Here is a 14,144-nt window from a genome sequence, read left to right as displayed (position 1 = left end):
CGAGCGTTCTCACTGATGGCTGTTTGAGCCTTGCACGTCACCGTCAGCCAAACGTGTTCACTTGACGGGCATCCGCCTCAAGAATCCACGGGACAGAACCGCCCGACACGCCCAAATCTGCGTTTGGGAAAAATCTTGACCAAAATCACACATTGTGACTGTTCTTTACGCTCACTCTCAGAGTACTATTGGGTTACCGCGGTGGTCCGGCTGAAAAATGTCTGGCCATCGCGGATTAATTTTGCCCAGTTTCGGGCCGCAGCCAGCTTCAGACCCCACCCCAGATCCCGGTGAGTGCACATCCCGTGCGCGCCCGGCACCTCGTGCCCCAAAAACACCCGATAGCCGGGATCTGCGCCTTAGCCGCAACAAAACACCCCGTAGCCGGGATCTGCGCCTTAGCAGTCACTGCTAACGGGAGTTTCCATTGCTAAAGCGCAGGTGGGAGGTAAAGGACGAGGCGGAGGATGCTGGGCGGGGGCTGAAGGACGAGGTGCCGGACCGTGATCGTGCCCGGCACCTCGAACTGCACTTGCCTCAGACTGTGGTCTCAGCCTGTGATCTCACACCGCGGCGGGTACGGGTTCTTTGGCCAAAGAAGCCTCGGCGGGTTCTTCGTGGTCAAGCGCCTGCCCGCGAGTTTCCTGCAGCAGCCACGCGCAGACCAGCGAAATGACACCCGTTGCGCTCAGCAGCAGACCGATTCCCGTTCCGCCGTATGTCGCGCTGATGGCGCTGGCGAGGATCGGCACGATGCCACCACCCAGAATTCCGCCGATGTTGTAGCCCAAACCAGCACCGGTGTAGCGGTAGCGGGGCTTGAACAGCTCCGGCAGGTACGAACCCAGCGGTCCGTAAGCGCAGGCGTAGAACAGCAGCGTCAAGCACTGGGCCAGAGCAAAGGCCGCACCCGTGCCAATGGAAATGACGGGGAAGATGAACAGCGCCCACACGGTGCCGGCGGCAAAGCCGAAGATCAGCAGGCGACGGCGACCAAAGCGGTCGGACAGCCATCCGGCGAGCACAACCGTCACACCGAGAACCACGGCGGCGAGCATGTTGATTGCCAGAACAACGGTGCGCGGCAGGCCGATGCCCTCGGGGTCAGAAGCGTAGGACGTGAGGAACGACGTCGAGGTGTGGAAGAAGGCAAACAGCATCACGAGGCAACCGCTGGCCAGCAGAACTTCACGCGCCTGGAAGCGGAACACGTCGATGAACGGCGAACGCTCACGCGACTTACGGCCGCCAGCTTCGCCAGCATCAGCATCCTCAGCGCCAGCACCACCCGCGGCACCGGCCTCACCAGCCTCAGCTTCGCGCTTGAGCGCTGCCTCCGCGGCGGCCTGCGCCTGAATGAACGCGGGGGTTTCGGCAATGCTCAGACGAACCCACAGGCCGATGGCAATGAGCAGCGCCGAAGCCACAAACGGAATCCGCCAGCCGTAGCTCAGAAACGCCTCGGATGAGTCCCCGGCAACCAGCGCGGAAACGAGGAACGTGGCGTTGGCCAGGAACATGCCGGCGGGCGTGCCCAGCTGTGGAAACGCTCCGTACAGGCCGCGCTTGTCCTTCGGCGCATATTCGGCGGTCAGCAGCGCGGCACCGGCCCATTCGCCGCCCACCGCAAAGCCCTGCAGGAACCGCAGAGTCACCAGGATGATGGGCGCGGCCACGCCGATCTGCGCCGCCGGCGGGATGAGGCCCATGAGCACGGTGGCCGCACCCATGATGAGCAGTGTCGAGATGAGCGACTGTTTGCGCCCGATCCTGTCGCCGAAATGACCGAAGAAGATCGACCCCACCGGCCGGGCCACGAAGCCCACGCCGAAGGTCGCGAAGGACGCCACGAGCGCCGCGCCCGAGCCCAGAGCCGGGAAGAACACGGTGGGGAACACGAGTGCCGCCGCTGTGCCGTAGATGAAGAAGTCGTAGAACTCGATGGTGGTCCCGGCAAAGCTTGCCGCTCGTACGCGGCGCAGCTCCCGCGGTGTGGGCTTCCCGCCGCTCCCCACCGCCGAGGTGCCAGCCGCCGAGGTGCCGGTTGCCGAGGTGCCGGGCGGGCTTGTGTCGCCGCCGGCGGGTGTCGCTGTTGTCGTCATGAGGTCTCCTCTGTGGTCTGAGCCGCTGCTGCGCGGCGATTCGAAGACGACGCTAAAGACACACAGAGACCGCGTGCGGCACCGTTTGCAACACGGCGACGCGGTTTGTCACACGTTTGTCGCCCGGCGTCACACAGGGCCGTTTCGGCGTCATAGACCTGTCGCGGGACGTCATAGAGCCACGGCACTCACGGAACGGCCGAGACTGCAGCCTGAGCAGCACCCGCACCCACTGCCGTCGAATGTGACCCGCGTCGCGTTTGACAGAAACTGAACACTGTTCAATAGTTGAACGGTGTTCAATTTCAGTGAAATCGCCGATCGCGCCGTCGCGGGCACCCCAGCGTCCGCTGACGAAGCGCTGAGCATTCTCAGCTCTGACGACTCCCAGCTGCTTGACCTCGTTGCCGCCGCCGGCCGTGTGCGCCGCCACCACTTCGGCATGAAGATCAAGGTCAACTACCTGGTCAACCTCAAATCAGGTCTGTGCCCCGAAGACTGCGGCTACTGTTCCCAGCGCCTGGGCTCGGACACTGAAATCCTCAAGTACTCGTGGCTCAAGGGCGATGAGGCCCGCCGCCAGGCAGAGTTCGGACTGGCCGGCGGAGCATCGCGCGTGTGCCTCGTGGCATCCGGTCGAGGACCGTCGAACCGCGATGTTGAGCGGGTCGCCGGCATGACGGAGGACATCAAGGCCAACAATCCCGACGTTGAGATCTGCGCTTGTCTGGGCATCCTCAAAAACGGCCAGGCTGAGCGTCTGCGCGATGCCGGAGTTGACGCCTACAACCACAACCTCAACACCGCGAAGTCGCACTACGAAGACATCTGCTCAACACACACGTGGGACGAACGCGCCGAAACCGTCAGCCGCGCGCACGAAGCCGGCATGTCGCCGTGCTCCGGCCTGATTGTCGGCATGAAAGAAACCGACGAGCAGATTGTCGAAGCCGTCGAATCGCTGCGCGAACTCGGTTCGGACTCCATCCCGGTCAACTTCCTCATCCCCTTCGAGGGGACACCGCTGGAAGGCGTCAACTACCTCACGCCCACCCAGTGCCTGCGGATTCTGTGCGCCGTGCGGCTCATGTGCCCCGACAAGGAGCTGCGCATGGCCGGCGGGCGCGAAATGCACCTCAAGACGCTGCAGCCGATGGCCCTGCACGTGGTCAACTCGCTGTTCCTGGGCGACTACCTCACCTCAGAAGGGCAGGCGGCTGAAGACGACCTCGACATGATCGTCGACGGAGGCTTCGAAATCGTCGGCCAGGACGACGCCCGAGCCCTGCGCGACAGGCTGCGTGCCCACCGCAAGGCACACGCTGAGGCCATGGGCGGTAATACAGACGACGCCCCCGCAGCCGAAGCCCCGGCAACCCTGCCGTGCGGCAAGAGCGCACCCCCGGCAGGCGCCTCGGCAGGTGACGGCAGCGTCACCGTGCCCACCATCCGCCGGCGCGGAGCAGGAACGGTGCTGGCGCCGAACGCCTAAGCGACACTCACCCCCAGCCCCTACCGTGTTGGCGCGACTCACCTCGCGCCAAGCCGCAGACAACAGAAGAACCCCGGCGCAAACCGGGGTTCTTCTGTGCTCTAGAGCTTTAAGATCAGAGGCCGAGCGCCATGGCGTCCGACTGCAGGTCACCGAGATTGGTCACGCTGCAGCCACCGAATCCGATGCCCAGCACAAACAGGACAATGGTCACAATCCATGCCAGCTTCTTGTGCTGTTCGTAGCCCTCCAGCGGCTGGCCGCTCTTATCGCGGCCTGCACCGACCAGGTAGATGATGAGGTCGATGATCGCCCAGATGCCGAAGCCGCCCAGTGTGATGAGCTTGAGCACGCCGGTGCCGATCTTGCCAAGGTAGAAGCGGTCGATGCCCAGGGTTCCGAGGAACCAGGCCAGCAACCAGGTAACGAGAAAGCTTTTCTGTGATGTGTGCGTATTGGTAGTCACACGTCAACAGTAAGCGCATACGGCTCGCCGCACCAAAATTCCCCCACCAGACAGTCCGCCGTGCTGGAAGTCTCGCGCTGTGGCAGACGGCGCCTCGTACCGGATTTCTGTGCCATGCTGATGCCATGCGCGCTCTCATCGCTGTCGATAAGTTCAAGGGCACCCTCACCGCAGCCCAGGTGACGGACCACCTGCGCCCCGCCCTCGAGGGGGCCGGCATCAGGGTCGATGCCACTCCTCTTGCAGACGGGGGCGATGGCACGCTCGAGGCGGCACGCGCCGCCGGCTTCTCACTTCACGAGGCGCCGGTCACCGGGCCGCTGGGCGGCACCGTGACTGCCCGGTGGGCACTGCGGTGCGAGCAGGCGATCATCGAAATGGCCGAAGCGAGCGGCCTAGCATTGCTGCAGAGGCAGGGAGGCTCCGTCGATCCGGCCAGCGCACGGGCTGCCACGAGCGTGGGCACCGGCGAGCTCATTGCCCACGCAGTCAAAGCCGGGGCACGCTCGATCGTGCTGGGCCTGGGCGGTTCTGCCACCACCGACGGTGGGATCGGGATGCTCATGGGGCTCGGTGCTGTGGTCTTTGACGCTCACGGCCAGCGGGTTGACGATCCGCGTGGAGCGCTGGCGCGTGCGGCTGAAGTTGATATGTCGGGCCCGCTGCAGCTTCTGGACGGCATTGAGCTCACGGTGGCGTGCGATGTCGACAATCCGCTCACCGGAGAGCGGGGTGCCGCCGCCGTGTTCGGGCCGCAGAAAGGTGCGGACGAACAGACTGTCGAAGAACTCGATGCTCAGCTGGCCGAATTCGCCCGGCTGCTCAAAGCTCAGGACACTGCCGGACTGGCCGGTGCCGGGGCTGCCGGCGGCATGGGCTTCGCAGCGCTCGTACTCGGCGCGCACATGGAGTCCGGAGCCGATCTTGTCCTGGACCTCACGGGCTTCGATAAGGCGCTGGCCGAGGCTGATGTCGTCATCACCGGCGAAGGGCGCTTTGATGTGCAGACACTCAGCGGAAAAGGCCCCGCGGTCGTCATTGAGCGCGCCCACAGGGCCGACCTTCCGGTTTTTGTGGTCTGCGGTTCAGCTGATCCGGAGGTACCGAGAGAAGGCCTGGCAGGGCTGTTTCAGCTGACAGACAAGGCCCCGGTCGAACAGGCGATGTCCGATCCGGGGCCCGTGCTCACAGCCGTTGCGGATGATCTGGCTGCGGCAGTCCTCAGTTGTCTTCGGTGATGTTCTTCTTGCGGGTGAACATCATGATGACCGCGGCGAGGGCACCGAGGCCGGCAACTGCCAGCAGAATCAGCACGACCGGGGAAACTCCGGAGCCTTCCTCGCTGGCCTTTTCCTGATCCGAGGCGTTTGACTGCTGGTCGCCTTCGGCCTTGTCTGCGGCTTCGTCATCGCCAGTATCCTCGACTTCGCCACCGCTTCCGGCGGAGTCAAGGATGGTGAATTCAACCGTGCCGGAAATGGGGTGTCCGTCCTGGCTGACAACCCTCCAGGCAATCGTGTAGTCGCCGGGCTTGAGATCGTCCGGCAGAGCCGACTTGACGGTGCGGCCCTCCACTGTGATTTCGCCAGCGGAGTAGTCTTCACCGTCTCGCTCGACGCGGATTTCCGTGCCGATGTCCTGGATTTCACCCGAATAGTTCAGTTCGATCCACTCGGGCTGTTTATCCAGTTTGGCGCCCTGCTTGGGATTCGAGCCGATGAGCTGGTCATGCGCCTGTGCGGGCACCGAACCGAACGCCAAAGCCAAACAGGCGAAAAGTACGGCTGCAAGAAGCCGGGAAAGCGAAGAACGGGTAGTCATCAGTACTTCTCCAGTCGGTGTGCGGGCGAGGTTCGTGCCCTCAATTGTCCCTTATGGCGTCCACCGCGGTGATGATCCCCGGCTGTGCGTCAGCGAGCTCTCGGTAAGTCGTTATGAAATCGTCAGCTGTTCCGTACCAGGGATCAGCGACATCGGCGACCGCCGCTGCTTCAGGGTCTTCATTCGGATTCGCACCCTCGTCAAACTGGTGGAGCATGCGCACCGTCGGCACATGTCCACCTGCCTGCTTCTCCAAACGGCGGATGCCCGCTACGTGACGCGACGTCATGGCGATTGCCAGATCGATATCAGCCAGGTGCTCTGCCCGCAGCTGGCGGGGACTGTGCTCGGTGACAGGCACCTCGTTCTTCTCCAGTTCAGCACGCGCCCGATAGTCGATGGGATTGCCGACCTCTTCGTCGCTGATGCCGAATGATTCGACCTCAATATCGGTCCGGCCCTGGCCGGCCAGTTCATGTTTGAGCATCATTTCGGCCATAGCGGAGCGGCAGATGTTGCCGGTGCACACAAAGGCAATGCGGAAGGGCTTCATAGTCACTACGATGGCACATCGCCTTTCACCCGGCAGAGCCTGTCAGCGATACCGGCCCCGCCCGGGTAGCGTGGATGCCATGACTTCAGCTGAACTGCCCTACGGAGACCCTTCCGCAACTTTCCGGGACGACCTGTTCCGCCGCGTCAACGGCGCGTGGCTGGACGGCCACGTGATTCCCGACGACCGCGCCGGCGACGGAGCCATGCGCGGACTGTTCGACGCGGCCGAAGAGAACGTCCGCACCATCATCACCGACCTGCAGCAGGCCGATTCGGATGCCGACCCGGACACCCAGATGCCGGCGGACCTCTACGCATCATTCATGGACGTCGACACAATCGAACAGCTGGGTGTCAGCCCACTGCGCGAGCAGTTCCAGGCGATTGCCGACGCCGGCAGCAAGGACGAGCTCGCCGCCGTCATGGGCCGGCTGGAGCAGGAGGGTGTGGGCGGTCTGCTGGCCGGTTTCGTGTCCGCAGACGCCAAGAACTCCGACCGTTACGCACTGTACTTCGAACAGTCCGGCCTCAGCCTGCCGGACGAGTCCTACTACCGGACGGAAGAATCCGCGCCGATCCGCGAAGCCTTCCTCGCCCACCTCGAGGCGATGTCCCGCCTGGGCGGGCTGAGTGAATACTCAGGCCTGTCAGACGCTGATTTCGCCCGCACCGTCTTCGACTTCGAAACCGCTGTGGCCAAGCACCACTGGGACAATGTCCGCACGCGCGATGCCGAAGCCACCTACAACCCGACCACGCCCGAACAGCTGCGCGAGCTCGCTGCCGGGTTCGACCTCGACTCGTGGCTTGAAGCCCTCGGCATTCAGCCCGAACCCGAGCAGTTCATCGTGCGCGAACCCGACTTCGTCACCGGAGCAGCCGGGCTGTGGAACAGCACCGAGCTTCCCACCCTCAAGGCGTGGCTGCTGTTCGGTGTTCTCAGCCGCTACGCGGGCTACCTGAGTTCCGACATCGTCGAAGAGGACTTCGGCTTCTTCGGCCGGACCCTGTCCGGCACTCCCGAACTGCGCGAAAGGTGGAAGCGCGGGATCAGCACCGTTGAAGGCCACCTGGGCGAACTGGTGGGCAAACTCTACGTGCAGAAGCACTTCCCACCGGCCTCAAAGCAGGCCATCACGGAACTCGTCGACAACCTGCTGAAGGCCTACGAAAACTCCATCAGGGACCTCGACTGGATGACCGAAATCACGAAGACCCGCGCCCTGGAGAAGCTGTCGAAGTTCTCCGTCAAGGTCGGCTACCCCGATGTGTGGCGAAAGTACAGCTTCACAGTGGCCGCCGATGACCTGGTAGGCAACATCCGCCGGTCCGCGCAGGCAGAACACCGAAGGCAGCTGGAGCGCATCGGCGGCCCTGTTGACCGCACCGAATGGTTCATGACCCCGCAGACGGTCAACGCCTACTTCCACCCCGTGCTCAACGAAATCGTGTTCCCCGCAGCCATCCTGCAGCCGCCCATGTTCGACGCTGAGGCTTCCGATGCCGCGAACTACGGTGCGATTGGGGCTGTCATCGGCCACGAAATCGGCCACGGCTTCGACGACCAGGGGTCCCGCTACGACGGGGACGGAAACCTCGTCAACTGGTGGACTGACGAAGACCGGGCGGGCTTTGAAGAGCGCACCCGCAAACTCATCGACCAGTACTCCGCGCTGTCGCCGTGGGAAGTTACGGACGGCAGCACCGTCAACGGCGAACTGACGATCGGCGAGAACATCGGCGACCTCGGCGGTTTGGGAATCAGCTGGAAGGCCCTGCAGCTGGCCGCGGAGAACAGCGGACAACCGCTGAGCCAAGCTGACCGCGAAGCGTTCTTCTGCCAGTGGGCCGCTGCGTGGCGCTCCAAGTTCCGCGAAGAAGAGCGCAAGCGCCGCCTGGCCATTGACCCCCATTCGCCCGAAGAGTTCCGCTGCAACCAGGTGGTCAAGAACATGGACGCGTTTGCCGAAACCTTCGGCACCAAGCCCGGCGACGGCATGTACTTGGCCCCGGAAGAGCGCGTCACCATCTGGTGATGTGCTTCACCAGCACTGAAGAAACTCTAAGGACCCGCTTTTAACGTGAAGACTATGAAGAAGAACCCCCTGCTGTCCTCGGTTCGCCTGCCCTCGTTCCGCACTGCCGCCGTCATCGGCGGCTCGCTCGCACTCGCTCTCAGCGGCTGCGCCGTCAAGGAGGATGCGCCGAGCGAAGCACCCGCAACCCAGGAAGAACCTTCTGCCTCTGAAGAGCCGGCCGGCGGCATCGCCACGGTCGGCGGCGGGCAGGACTCCAACAAGTCATCCGAAGCGGCACGCACCGCTGTTCAAACCGCTGTTGCAGAAGTGAGCGACAGCGGCCAGGCCGTCGGCCTGAAAAAGGAAGACGACGGCTGGCTGGTGACCGTCTACGACGGCGGGAAGAACACACCGGTTCACGTCAGCGCTGACGGTGCGGAAGTGACGGCCAAGGACAAGGCCGAAAACCCGCCGTCAGGTGCCACGAACCAGTATTCGCTCATGCGTCAGACAGTCGACCAGGCCATCCAGTCGGCAACCCGCAACACACGCGGCGAAGTCGTTGAAGTCGGCCCGGACACAAAGGACGGCCAACTCAGCTGGAAGGTCAGCATCAAACAGGACGGCGCTGACAAGCCGAAGGACATCTACATCCACCACCGCTCCGGCGACGTCCTCTGACGGGTCAGCCGTACGCGGGTTGACCCCCACACTGACGGCACTGACTTAGTGCACGCACACAACGAAAGGACAGTGCATTCCTCATGACGAAGCTTTCAACCTTCCTTGCCGCATCCGCTGCTGCCGGCGCTCTCGCTTTGGCCGGCTGTGGAAACTCTGAAGAAGAACCGCAGATCGAAGATGCCCAGCCGACCACGCAGGCTGAGGGTTCAAGCAGCGAATCCGCTGCCGCCTCCGGCGAATCCCAGAATGAAAAGGGCGGCAGCCTGGAAGCCGCTCAGGCTGCGATCGACCTGGCGGAAAAGGAAATCGACGGCAAGGCGATTGAGATCGACTTCGACGACGAAAAGACCTGGGAACTGACTGTTCTCAAGGGCTCGGAAGAACACGAAGTTGAGATCAATGCCGAAGGCACCGAAATCGTCAAGAAGAAAAAAGACGACGACGAGGCTGAAAGGGAAGACGTCGACGCCCTGAAGAAGGCGAAGACTTCGCTGAAAGACGCTCTGAAGAAGGCCATCGACGAGCAGGCCGGCACCATTGATGAGGCTGACCTGGACACCGACGGACAGCCCACCTGGAGTGTTGAGATCTACCCCGAGGGCAAGACTGATTCGGTCGACGTCTATGTTTCGGCCATCGACGGCTCCATCGTCGACGAACCGGAAGACGACTGACGCTCCCGAACAGCTGGCTAAAAGCCGCTCTGCCGTCTAGGGCATACGCGGAGGAGAATCCAGTTTTTGCCTCAATATCTGCCCTGATCAGCAGAACGCTCGAATAACAAACGCACGAGGTGCCGCCCGGCTGGGACCTGGACGGCACCTCGGCTGTTTACTGGACCGGGCCCGTTCAGCTGCGTTCGGTGTGGAGCATGCGGATGAAGCGGTTGACCAGGTCGTTCCACGAGCGGATGAGCGATTCGTCTTCGCCTTCCGTGCTGGCGCGCAGCCGGCCCAGTGGGGCGTTGGGGCTGGTGACCATGTTGCGGAACAGCGCGTCGTCGGCAACGTCGTCGCTGAGGCTGACTTCCACCGAATCGACTTCCGACACGAGCGACTGCGGAACAGGGAGATCTCCCCCGTCAATCTGCGCTCCGGCGGCCACCTCCAGCAGTCGGCAGGCATCACCGACGGCAATGGTTGGAATGTGCGAGCTCATGGCGTCATCGAGGAACCCGATGACATCGTCGCGTGAGACCGTCCACCGCTGTTCGTCGTCACCGTCGGCAAAGCCGAAGATGATGACGCCCTGATAGCCGATGAGGCTCGGCAGCTGTTCGCCTTCGTGCAAGCGCACGAAATCGCAGTGGATTCCGCCTTCGGCCAGCTGGTCGAGCGTGCGGCCGAAGAAGAGGTCGCCGCTGGTCTCAACGATGACGATCGGGGTGCGCAGACCGTTTTCGCTCAGGGTCTGCCGAGGTGCCTGTTCGCCGGCCGTGATCGGTTCGCTGATCCGGTTCTCGGGTACGGGTGCGGGGCACGTGGCGAACGGGGTGAAGGCCATGGGGTAGTTGACGGCGCGGTTGAAGTCGACGATGACACGTCCCGATGAGTCGGGGGTGCCGATCGACAGGCGACGCCACTGCGAGGTGGTGCCGCCGTTGGTGCCGTCGTAGAAGTCCAGGTGGAGACCGGTTTCGGGGTGTCCCGTGGCCAGCAGTGTGTGCGTGGTTCCGTGCAGATCGAATTCGACGGTGCCCACAACATAGGTGTTGATCTGCAGGCCGGGAGCCGCCGTGTCGATCCGCCGAAGCTCCGGTTGGGCGTACGGGGTGAACTGGCCCTGAGCTGCGAAGCTCCGATCGAGTTCAAAGGCGGGTATGTCGATGAAGTTGCTCAGCAGCTTCGAACGGGAATCGCGGATCCGCAGACCCATGTAGCCGTCGCGGTTGAGGGCTTCGATGACAACGGGCCCGTCGGTCAGCCACATGAGCGAAGCGCCCTGCGGCAGCCAGACGGACAGCCGGCCGGTGTCGACGCTGCGCACGACCTGCACGCGCTCGGCCCGCGGGAAGGTGATGTCGTCTTCCATGACGTCAAGAGCTGAGGCCGTAGGACCTGCCGAGCTGCCCGGTTCGGGGTCGAAGTGCAGCCATTCGCTGCTGCGGGTGAACGTCCCGGGAATCTCACGGATTGTTCGCTCATCACCTTCGGCCAACCAGATGAGGCCCGTGAGCGAGAGCCACCCGTTCGGGGTCGCCAGACCGGCGATTCGGGAGTCGTGCCACTCCTCCCAATCTGCTCTGTACTGTTCCACTGATCACCTTCTGTTGAGCAGTTCTGCACGGACCAGGATCAACAATAGCGTCGATGGCTGCACGAGAACAGGGTTCTACGCCCGAAGCGAAGCCGCCGAAACATCAATCCGACGACGGTACATATTGAGGCAGCTGAGCGCAAAGAGCGAAGCGCAGGCACTCGAGGTTACAAGGAAGCCCGCCGAAGTGCCGTAGGCGTCGATGAGAGAGCCGACGATCGCGCTGATGAGCGCCTGGCCGACAACAACGCCCGTGGTCATCATGGCCATCACGGTTGTCACACGGCCCACAGGGGCGACCTCCGCGGCAATCGAGAACAGTGTCACGAGCGTCGGGCCGATGCCCACACCGCACAGAACCAGGCCCACGAGAACCGCGGGGAACACCGGCAGCACCGTAAACAGGAGGGTTCCTGTGAATGCCACCGCGGCAAACACCATCCAGCGGGCCGCGAAGGTGAAGCCACGAGGCAGAAGCACAACGGCAAAAGCACACAGCGCCGATCCCACACCCATGACGGCGTAGTACATGCCCGCGGCAGCCGCCTTGTCGAACTGCTCCAGGAAGCTGGTGAGGCTGGCAAGCGTCGAACCGAAGAACATGCCGATGCAGGCCATACCGGCCGGCGGCAGCAGAACAGACAGCCGGAAGATCTCGGAAGCCGGAGCAACAGCGGGAGATTTCTCCGCCTCGTCAGCTGTGGACTGCTCCATCAGGTTCCGAACGTGGCCGCGCACAAAGCGCGAAGACGGGTGCAGCGCAAAGCCGCTGATCCCGATGAGAGTGGTCAACGCTGCAACATCAAGCGGCACAACAATTCCGAAGGCCACCGCAATGGCGCCCACGATGATCGGTCCGGCGACAAAAACAGCCTCGTCGGTGAACGATTCATAGGGCAGAACGACCGAGGTGGCCTTCTCGGCTTGGGTGCCGGAATAGGAGCCGCGGATGGCCTCAAGCCAGCGGGAGCGGACCATGGACGCCGCCTGCGGGCTAGTGGCGCCGATTGCGAAGGCAGCGGCGTAGAGGACCCATGTGGGGGCGTCAGCCCGCAGCGCCCAGCCCAGGCCCCACAGCGAAGCCCCGTTTGTCACCGCGAGGCACAGAAGCAGCCCCCGCTGGCCGAAGCGGTCGGCAAACCAACCGAAGAACGGGCCGGAAAACGCGGTGGCCAGGCCCACGAGAGCAGAGGCCACACCGGCCTGCGTGTAGGAACCGCGTACGCCCACGACAGATGTCATGACGGCTACAACCGACATGGCATACGGTAGTTTTGCCAGTATCGCCAGGGGGAAGAAACCCCAGCCCACCAGCCGCGCTAGACCAGAGAACACCGTGCAAGGCTAACAGGCGGCTCTGAGTCCAGCGCTGTGACGACAAGCTCAGGAGGAGCGCATGTCCACCGCCGCTGAAAAGACAGCCGCGCAGAATTCCTCGGCGCAGGCCGCCGCCCAGTTGACCCAAGCGTCATTGACCCCAGCGCGGAAGACCGCGCTGGAACTCGGCGAGTATGCCGCGGCATCGCCGTCGTCCTACCACGCAGCCGACGAAGCCTCCCGCCGGCTGCAGGCTGCAGGTTACGAGCTGCTTGATGAAGCGCAGACGTGGAACCTGGTCCCCGGCGGCCGCTACGTTCTGGTGCGCGAAGGCGCCGTGGCCGCATTTGCCCTGCCGGCTGATGTTTCCGCTGATGCTCTGCGCTACCGGGTTTTCGGTGCGCACACGGATTCGCCGGGCTTCAAGCTCAAGCCGGGAGGGACACACACCGCCGCCGGTTTCACCCAGGTGGGCGTTGAAGTGTACGGCGGTGTGCTGCTCAATTCGTGGCTTGACCGCGAACTGTGCTTTGCCGGCAGACTGGCGCTGCGCGACGGCACGACCGTGCTTGCCCGCACGCCGGGCATTGCCCGCATCCCCCAGCTGGCCATTCACCTGGACCGGCAGGTCAACGACGGACTCAAACTCGACCGCCAGCAGCACACCGTGCCGGTTGTCGGCCTTGAGGTGTGCGGCGGCGACGTCCTCGCGCTGCTGGCCGAATCCGCCGGTGTTTCCGCTGATCAGGTAGTCGGCCACGATGTCATCACCGCACCCGTGCAGGAAGCCGCCCTGTTCGGAGCAGCCCAGGAGCTGCTGGCGTGCTCCCGCATGGACAACCTGTCCTCCACGTTCGCCGGCCTGCGGGCAATGGAAGAACTCGACACGAAGAACCTGACAGCCGTGTCGGTCTTCATTTCCAACGACCACGAAGAGGTCGGCTCAGAAACCCGCACGGGCGCATCGGGCCCAATGCTCGCAGACATTTTGGAGCGAGTGTCCATCAGCGTGGGAGCTGACAGGGAAGCACACCTGAAGGCTATAGCGGGCTCCATCTGCATCTCCGCTGACGCCGGCCACGCCGTCCACCCGAACTATCCAGAGCGCCACGACCCACAGGTGCGGCCGACCCTCGGTGAAGGGCTGCTGCTGAAACTCAACGCCGTACAGCGCTATGCAACGGATGCTGTGGGGACCGCCGAATGGGCCCGCCTGTGCGACGAGGCCGGTGTGCAGTACCAGCCGTTCGTATCGAACAACGCCATGCCGTGCGGTTCGACCATCGGCCCGCTGACGGCCACCCGCCTGGGCATGACGGTCGTTGACGCGGGAATCCCGCTTCTGTCCATGCACTCTGCTAGGGAAATGGCGGCGGTTGAGGATGTCGAAGCCCTCGTCAAGGTCGCCGCAGCGCACCTGGGATGAGGGCTGG

General features: G+C 63.6%; 12 protein-coding genes. 6 read left to right on the top strand and 6 right to left on the bottom strand.

Annotated features, from left to right (window positions below):
- Positions 1–563: 563 nt before the first annotated feature.
- Entirely contained in the window at positions 564–2,102 is a 1,539-nt protein-coding gene (locus HMPREF3087_RS08665) for an MFS transporter (protein ID WP_083272113.1), read from the bottom strand.
- Positions 2,103–2,397: 295 nt separating this feature from the next.
- Here HMPREF3087_RS08665 and bioB point away from each other — a divergent pair, with 295 nt between their 5' ends.
- The gene (bioB, locus tag HMPREF3087_RS08660) at positions 2,398–3,594 is read left to right on the top strand and encodes a biotin synthase BioB (RefSeq protein ID WP_070428814.1); all 1,197 of its coding nucleotides are present in this window, start codon (positions 2,398–2,400) and stop codon (positions 3,592–3,594) included.
- A gap of 115 nt (positions 3,595–3,709) precedes the next feature.
- On the opposite strand, the gene HMPREF3087_RS08655 is transcribed toward bioB, so the two are convergent.
- Positions 3,710–4,060: a TM2 domain-containing protein gene (locus HMPREF3087_RS08655; RefSeq protein WP_019174341.1), complete on the bottom strand. Its 351-nt coding sequence runs from the start codon at positions 4,058–4,060 to the stop codon at positions 3,710–3,712.
- Positions 4,061–4,185: 125 nt separating this feature from the next.
- Here HMPREF3087_RS08655 and HMPREF3087_RS08650 point away from each other — a divergent pair, with 125 nt between their 5' ends.
- A complete protein-coding gene (locus tag HMPREF3087_RS08650) occupies positions 4,186–5,298 on the top strand; it encodes a glycerate kinase (protein ID WP_070428813.1) in 1,113 nt (370 codons plus the stop codon).
- On the opposite strand, the gene HMPREF3087_RS08645 is transcribed toward HMPREF3087_RS08650, so the two are convergent.
- Together HMPREF3087_RS08645 and HMPREF3087_RS08640 are read right to left on the bottom strand one after the other, a co-directional pair.
- Positions 5,282–5,881, bottom strand: a complete 600-nt coding sequence (locus HMPREF3087_RS08645) for a copper resistance CopC family protein (RefSeq protein ID WP_070428812.1) — start codon at positions 5,879–5,881, stop codon at positions 5,282–5,284. The two genes, HMPREF3087_RS08650 and HMPREF3087_RS08645, sit on opposite strands and share 17 nt — an antisense overlap.
- Positions 5,882–5,921: 40 nt before the next feature.
- Positions 5,922–6,434 (bottom strand): low molecular weight protein-tyrosine-phosphatase, encoded by a 513-nt coding sequence (locus HMPREF3087_RS08640; protein ID WP_070428811.1) that lies wholly within the window; start codon positions 6,432–6,434, stop codon positions 5,922–5,924.
- Between the two features lie 79 nt (positions 6,435–6,513).
- On the opposite strand from HMPREF3087_RS08640, the gene HMPREF3087_RS08635 reads away from it, so the two are divergent.
- From HMPREF3087_RS08635 to HMPREF3087_RS08625, 3 genes are all read left to right on the top strand, one after another.
- Positions 6,514–8,472 (top strand): M13 family metallopeptidase, encoded by a 1,959-nt coding sequence (locus HMPREF3087_RS08635; protein WP_070428810.1) that lies wholly within the window; start codon positions 6,514–6,516, stop codon positions 8,470–8,472.
- Positions 8,473–8,526: 54 nt separating this feature from the next.
- Positions 8,527–9,135 carry a PepSY domain-containing protein gene (locus HMPREF3087_RS08630; RefSeq protein ID WP_070428809.1) on the top strand — a complete coding sequence of 203 codons (609 nt, stop codon included), beginning with the start codon at positions 8,527–8,529 and terminating at the stop codon, positions 9,133–9,135.
- Between the two features lie 83 nt (positions 9,136–9,218).
- The gene (locus HMPREF3087_RS08625) at positions 9,219–9,812 is read left to right on the top strand and encodes a PepSY domain-containing protein (RefSeq protein WP_070428808.1); all 594 of its coding nucleotides are present in this window, start codon (positions 9,219–9,221) and stop codon (positions 9,810–9,812) included.
- 175 nt (positions 9,813–9,987) lie between these two features.
- Here the strand turns inward: HMPREF3087_RS08625 and HMPREF3087_RS08620 are convergent, their stop codons facing one another.
- Together HMPREF3087_RS08620 and HMPREF3087_RS08615 are read right to left on the bottom strand one after the other, a co-directional pair.
- The gene (locus tag HMPREF3087_RS08620; protein ID WP_070428807.1) at positions 9,988–11,394 is read right to left on the bottom strand and encodes a DUF1684 domain-containing protein; all 1,407 of its coding nucleotides are present in this window, start codon (positions 11,392–11,394) and stop codon (positions 9,988–9,990) included.
- 75 nt (positions 11,395–11,469) lie between these two features.
- Entirely contained in the window at positions 11,470–12,654 is a 1,185-nt protein-coding gene (locus HMPREF3087_RS08615) for an MFS transporter (RefSeq protein ID WP_141738916.1), read from the bottom strand.
- A 136-nt stretch (positions 12,655–12,790) separates the two neighbouring features.
- Between HMPREF3087_RS08615 and HMPREF3087_RS08610 the strand changes: the two genes are divergently transcribed.
- Positions 12,791–14,137: a M18 family aminopeptidase gene (locus tag HMPREF3087_RS08610; RefSeq protein WP_256173082.1), complete on the top strand. Its 1,347-nt coding sequence runs from the start codon at positions 12,791–12,793 to the stop codon at positions 14,135–14,137.
- The last annotated feature ends 7 nt before the right edge of the window (positions 14,138–14,144 follow it).

Origin of the sequence: Brevibacterium sp. HMSC22B09 (genome assembly GCF_001806795.1) — a bacterium.
GTDB lineage: Bacteria > Actinomycetota > Actinomycetes > Actinomycetales > Brevibacteriaceae > Brevibacterium > Brevibacterium ravenspurgense.
This window is presented reverse-complemented; position numbering and strand designations above follow the sequence as displayed.

Excerpts from the sequence above, each read along its gene's own strand:
- HMPREF3087_RS08615 (WP_141738916.1), bottom strand. The coding sequence starts at position 12,654 with ATGTCGGTTGTAGCCGTCATGACATCTGTCGTGGGCGTACGCGGTTCC.
- HMPREF3087_RS08640 (WP_070428811.1), bottom strand. The coding sequence starts at position 6,434 with ATGAAGCCCTTCCGCATTGCCTTTGTGTGCACCGGCAACATCTGCCGC.
- HMPREF3087_RS08625 (WP_070428808.1), top strand. The coding sequence starts at position 9,219 with ATGACGAAGCTTTCAACCTTCCTTGCCGCATCCGCTGCTGCCGGCGCT.
- HMPREF3087_RS08610 (WP_256173082.1), top strand. The coding sequence starts at position 12,791 with ATGTCCACCGCCGCTGAAAAGACAGCCGCGCAGAATTCCTCGGCGCAG.
- HMPREF3087_RS08645 (WP_070428812.1), bottom strand. The coding sequence starts at position 5,881 with ATGACTACCCGTTCTTCGCTTTCCCGGCTTCTTGCAGCCGTACTTTTC.
- HMPREF3087_RS08630 (WP_070428809.1), top strand. The coding sequence starts at position 8,527 with ATGAAGAAGAACCCCCTGCTGTCCTCGGTTCGCCTGCCCTCGTTCCGC.
- HMPREF3087_RS08665 (WP_083272113.1), bottom strand. The coding sequence starts at position 2,102 with ATGACGACAACAGCGACACCCGCCGGCGGCGACACAAGCCCGCCCGGC.
- HMPREF3087_RS08650 (WP_070428813.1), top strand. The coding sequence starts at position 4,186 with ATGCGCGCTCTCATCGCTGTCGATAAGTTCAAGGGCACCCTCACCGCA.
- HMPREF3087_RS08635 (WP_070428810.1), top strand. The coding sequence starts at position 6,514 with ATGACTTCAGCTGAACTGCCCTACGGAGACCCTTCCGCAACTTTCCGG.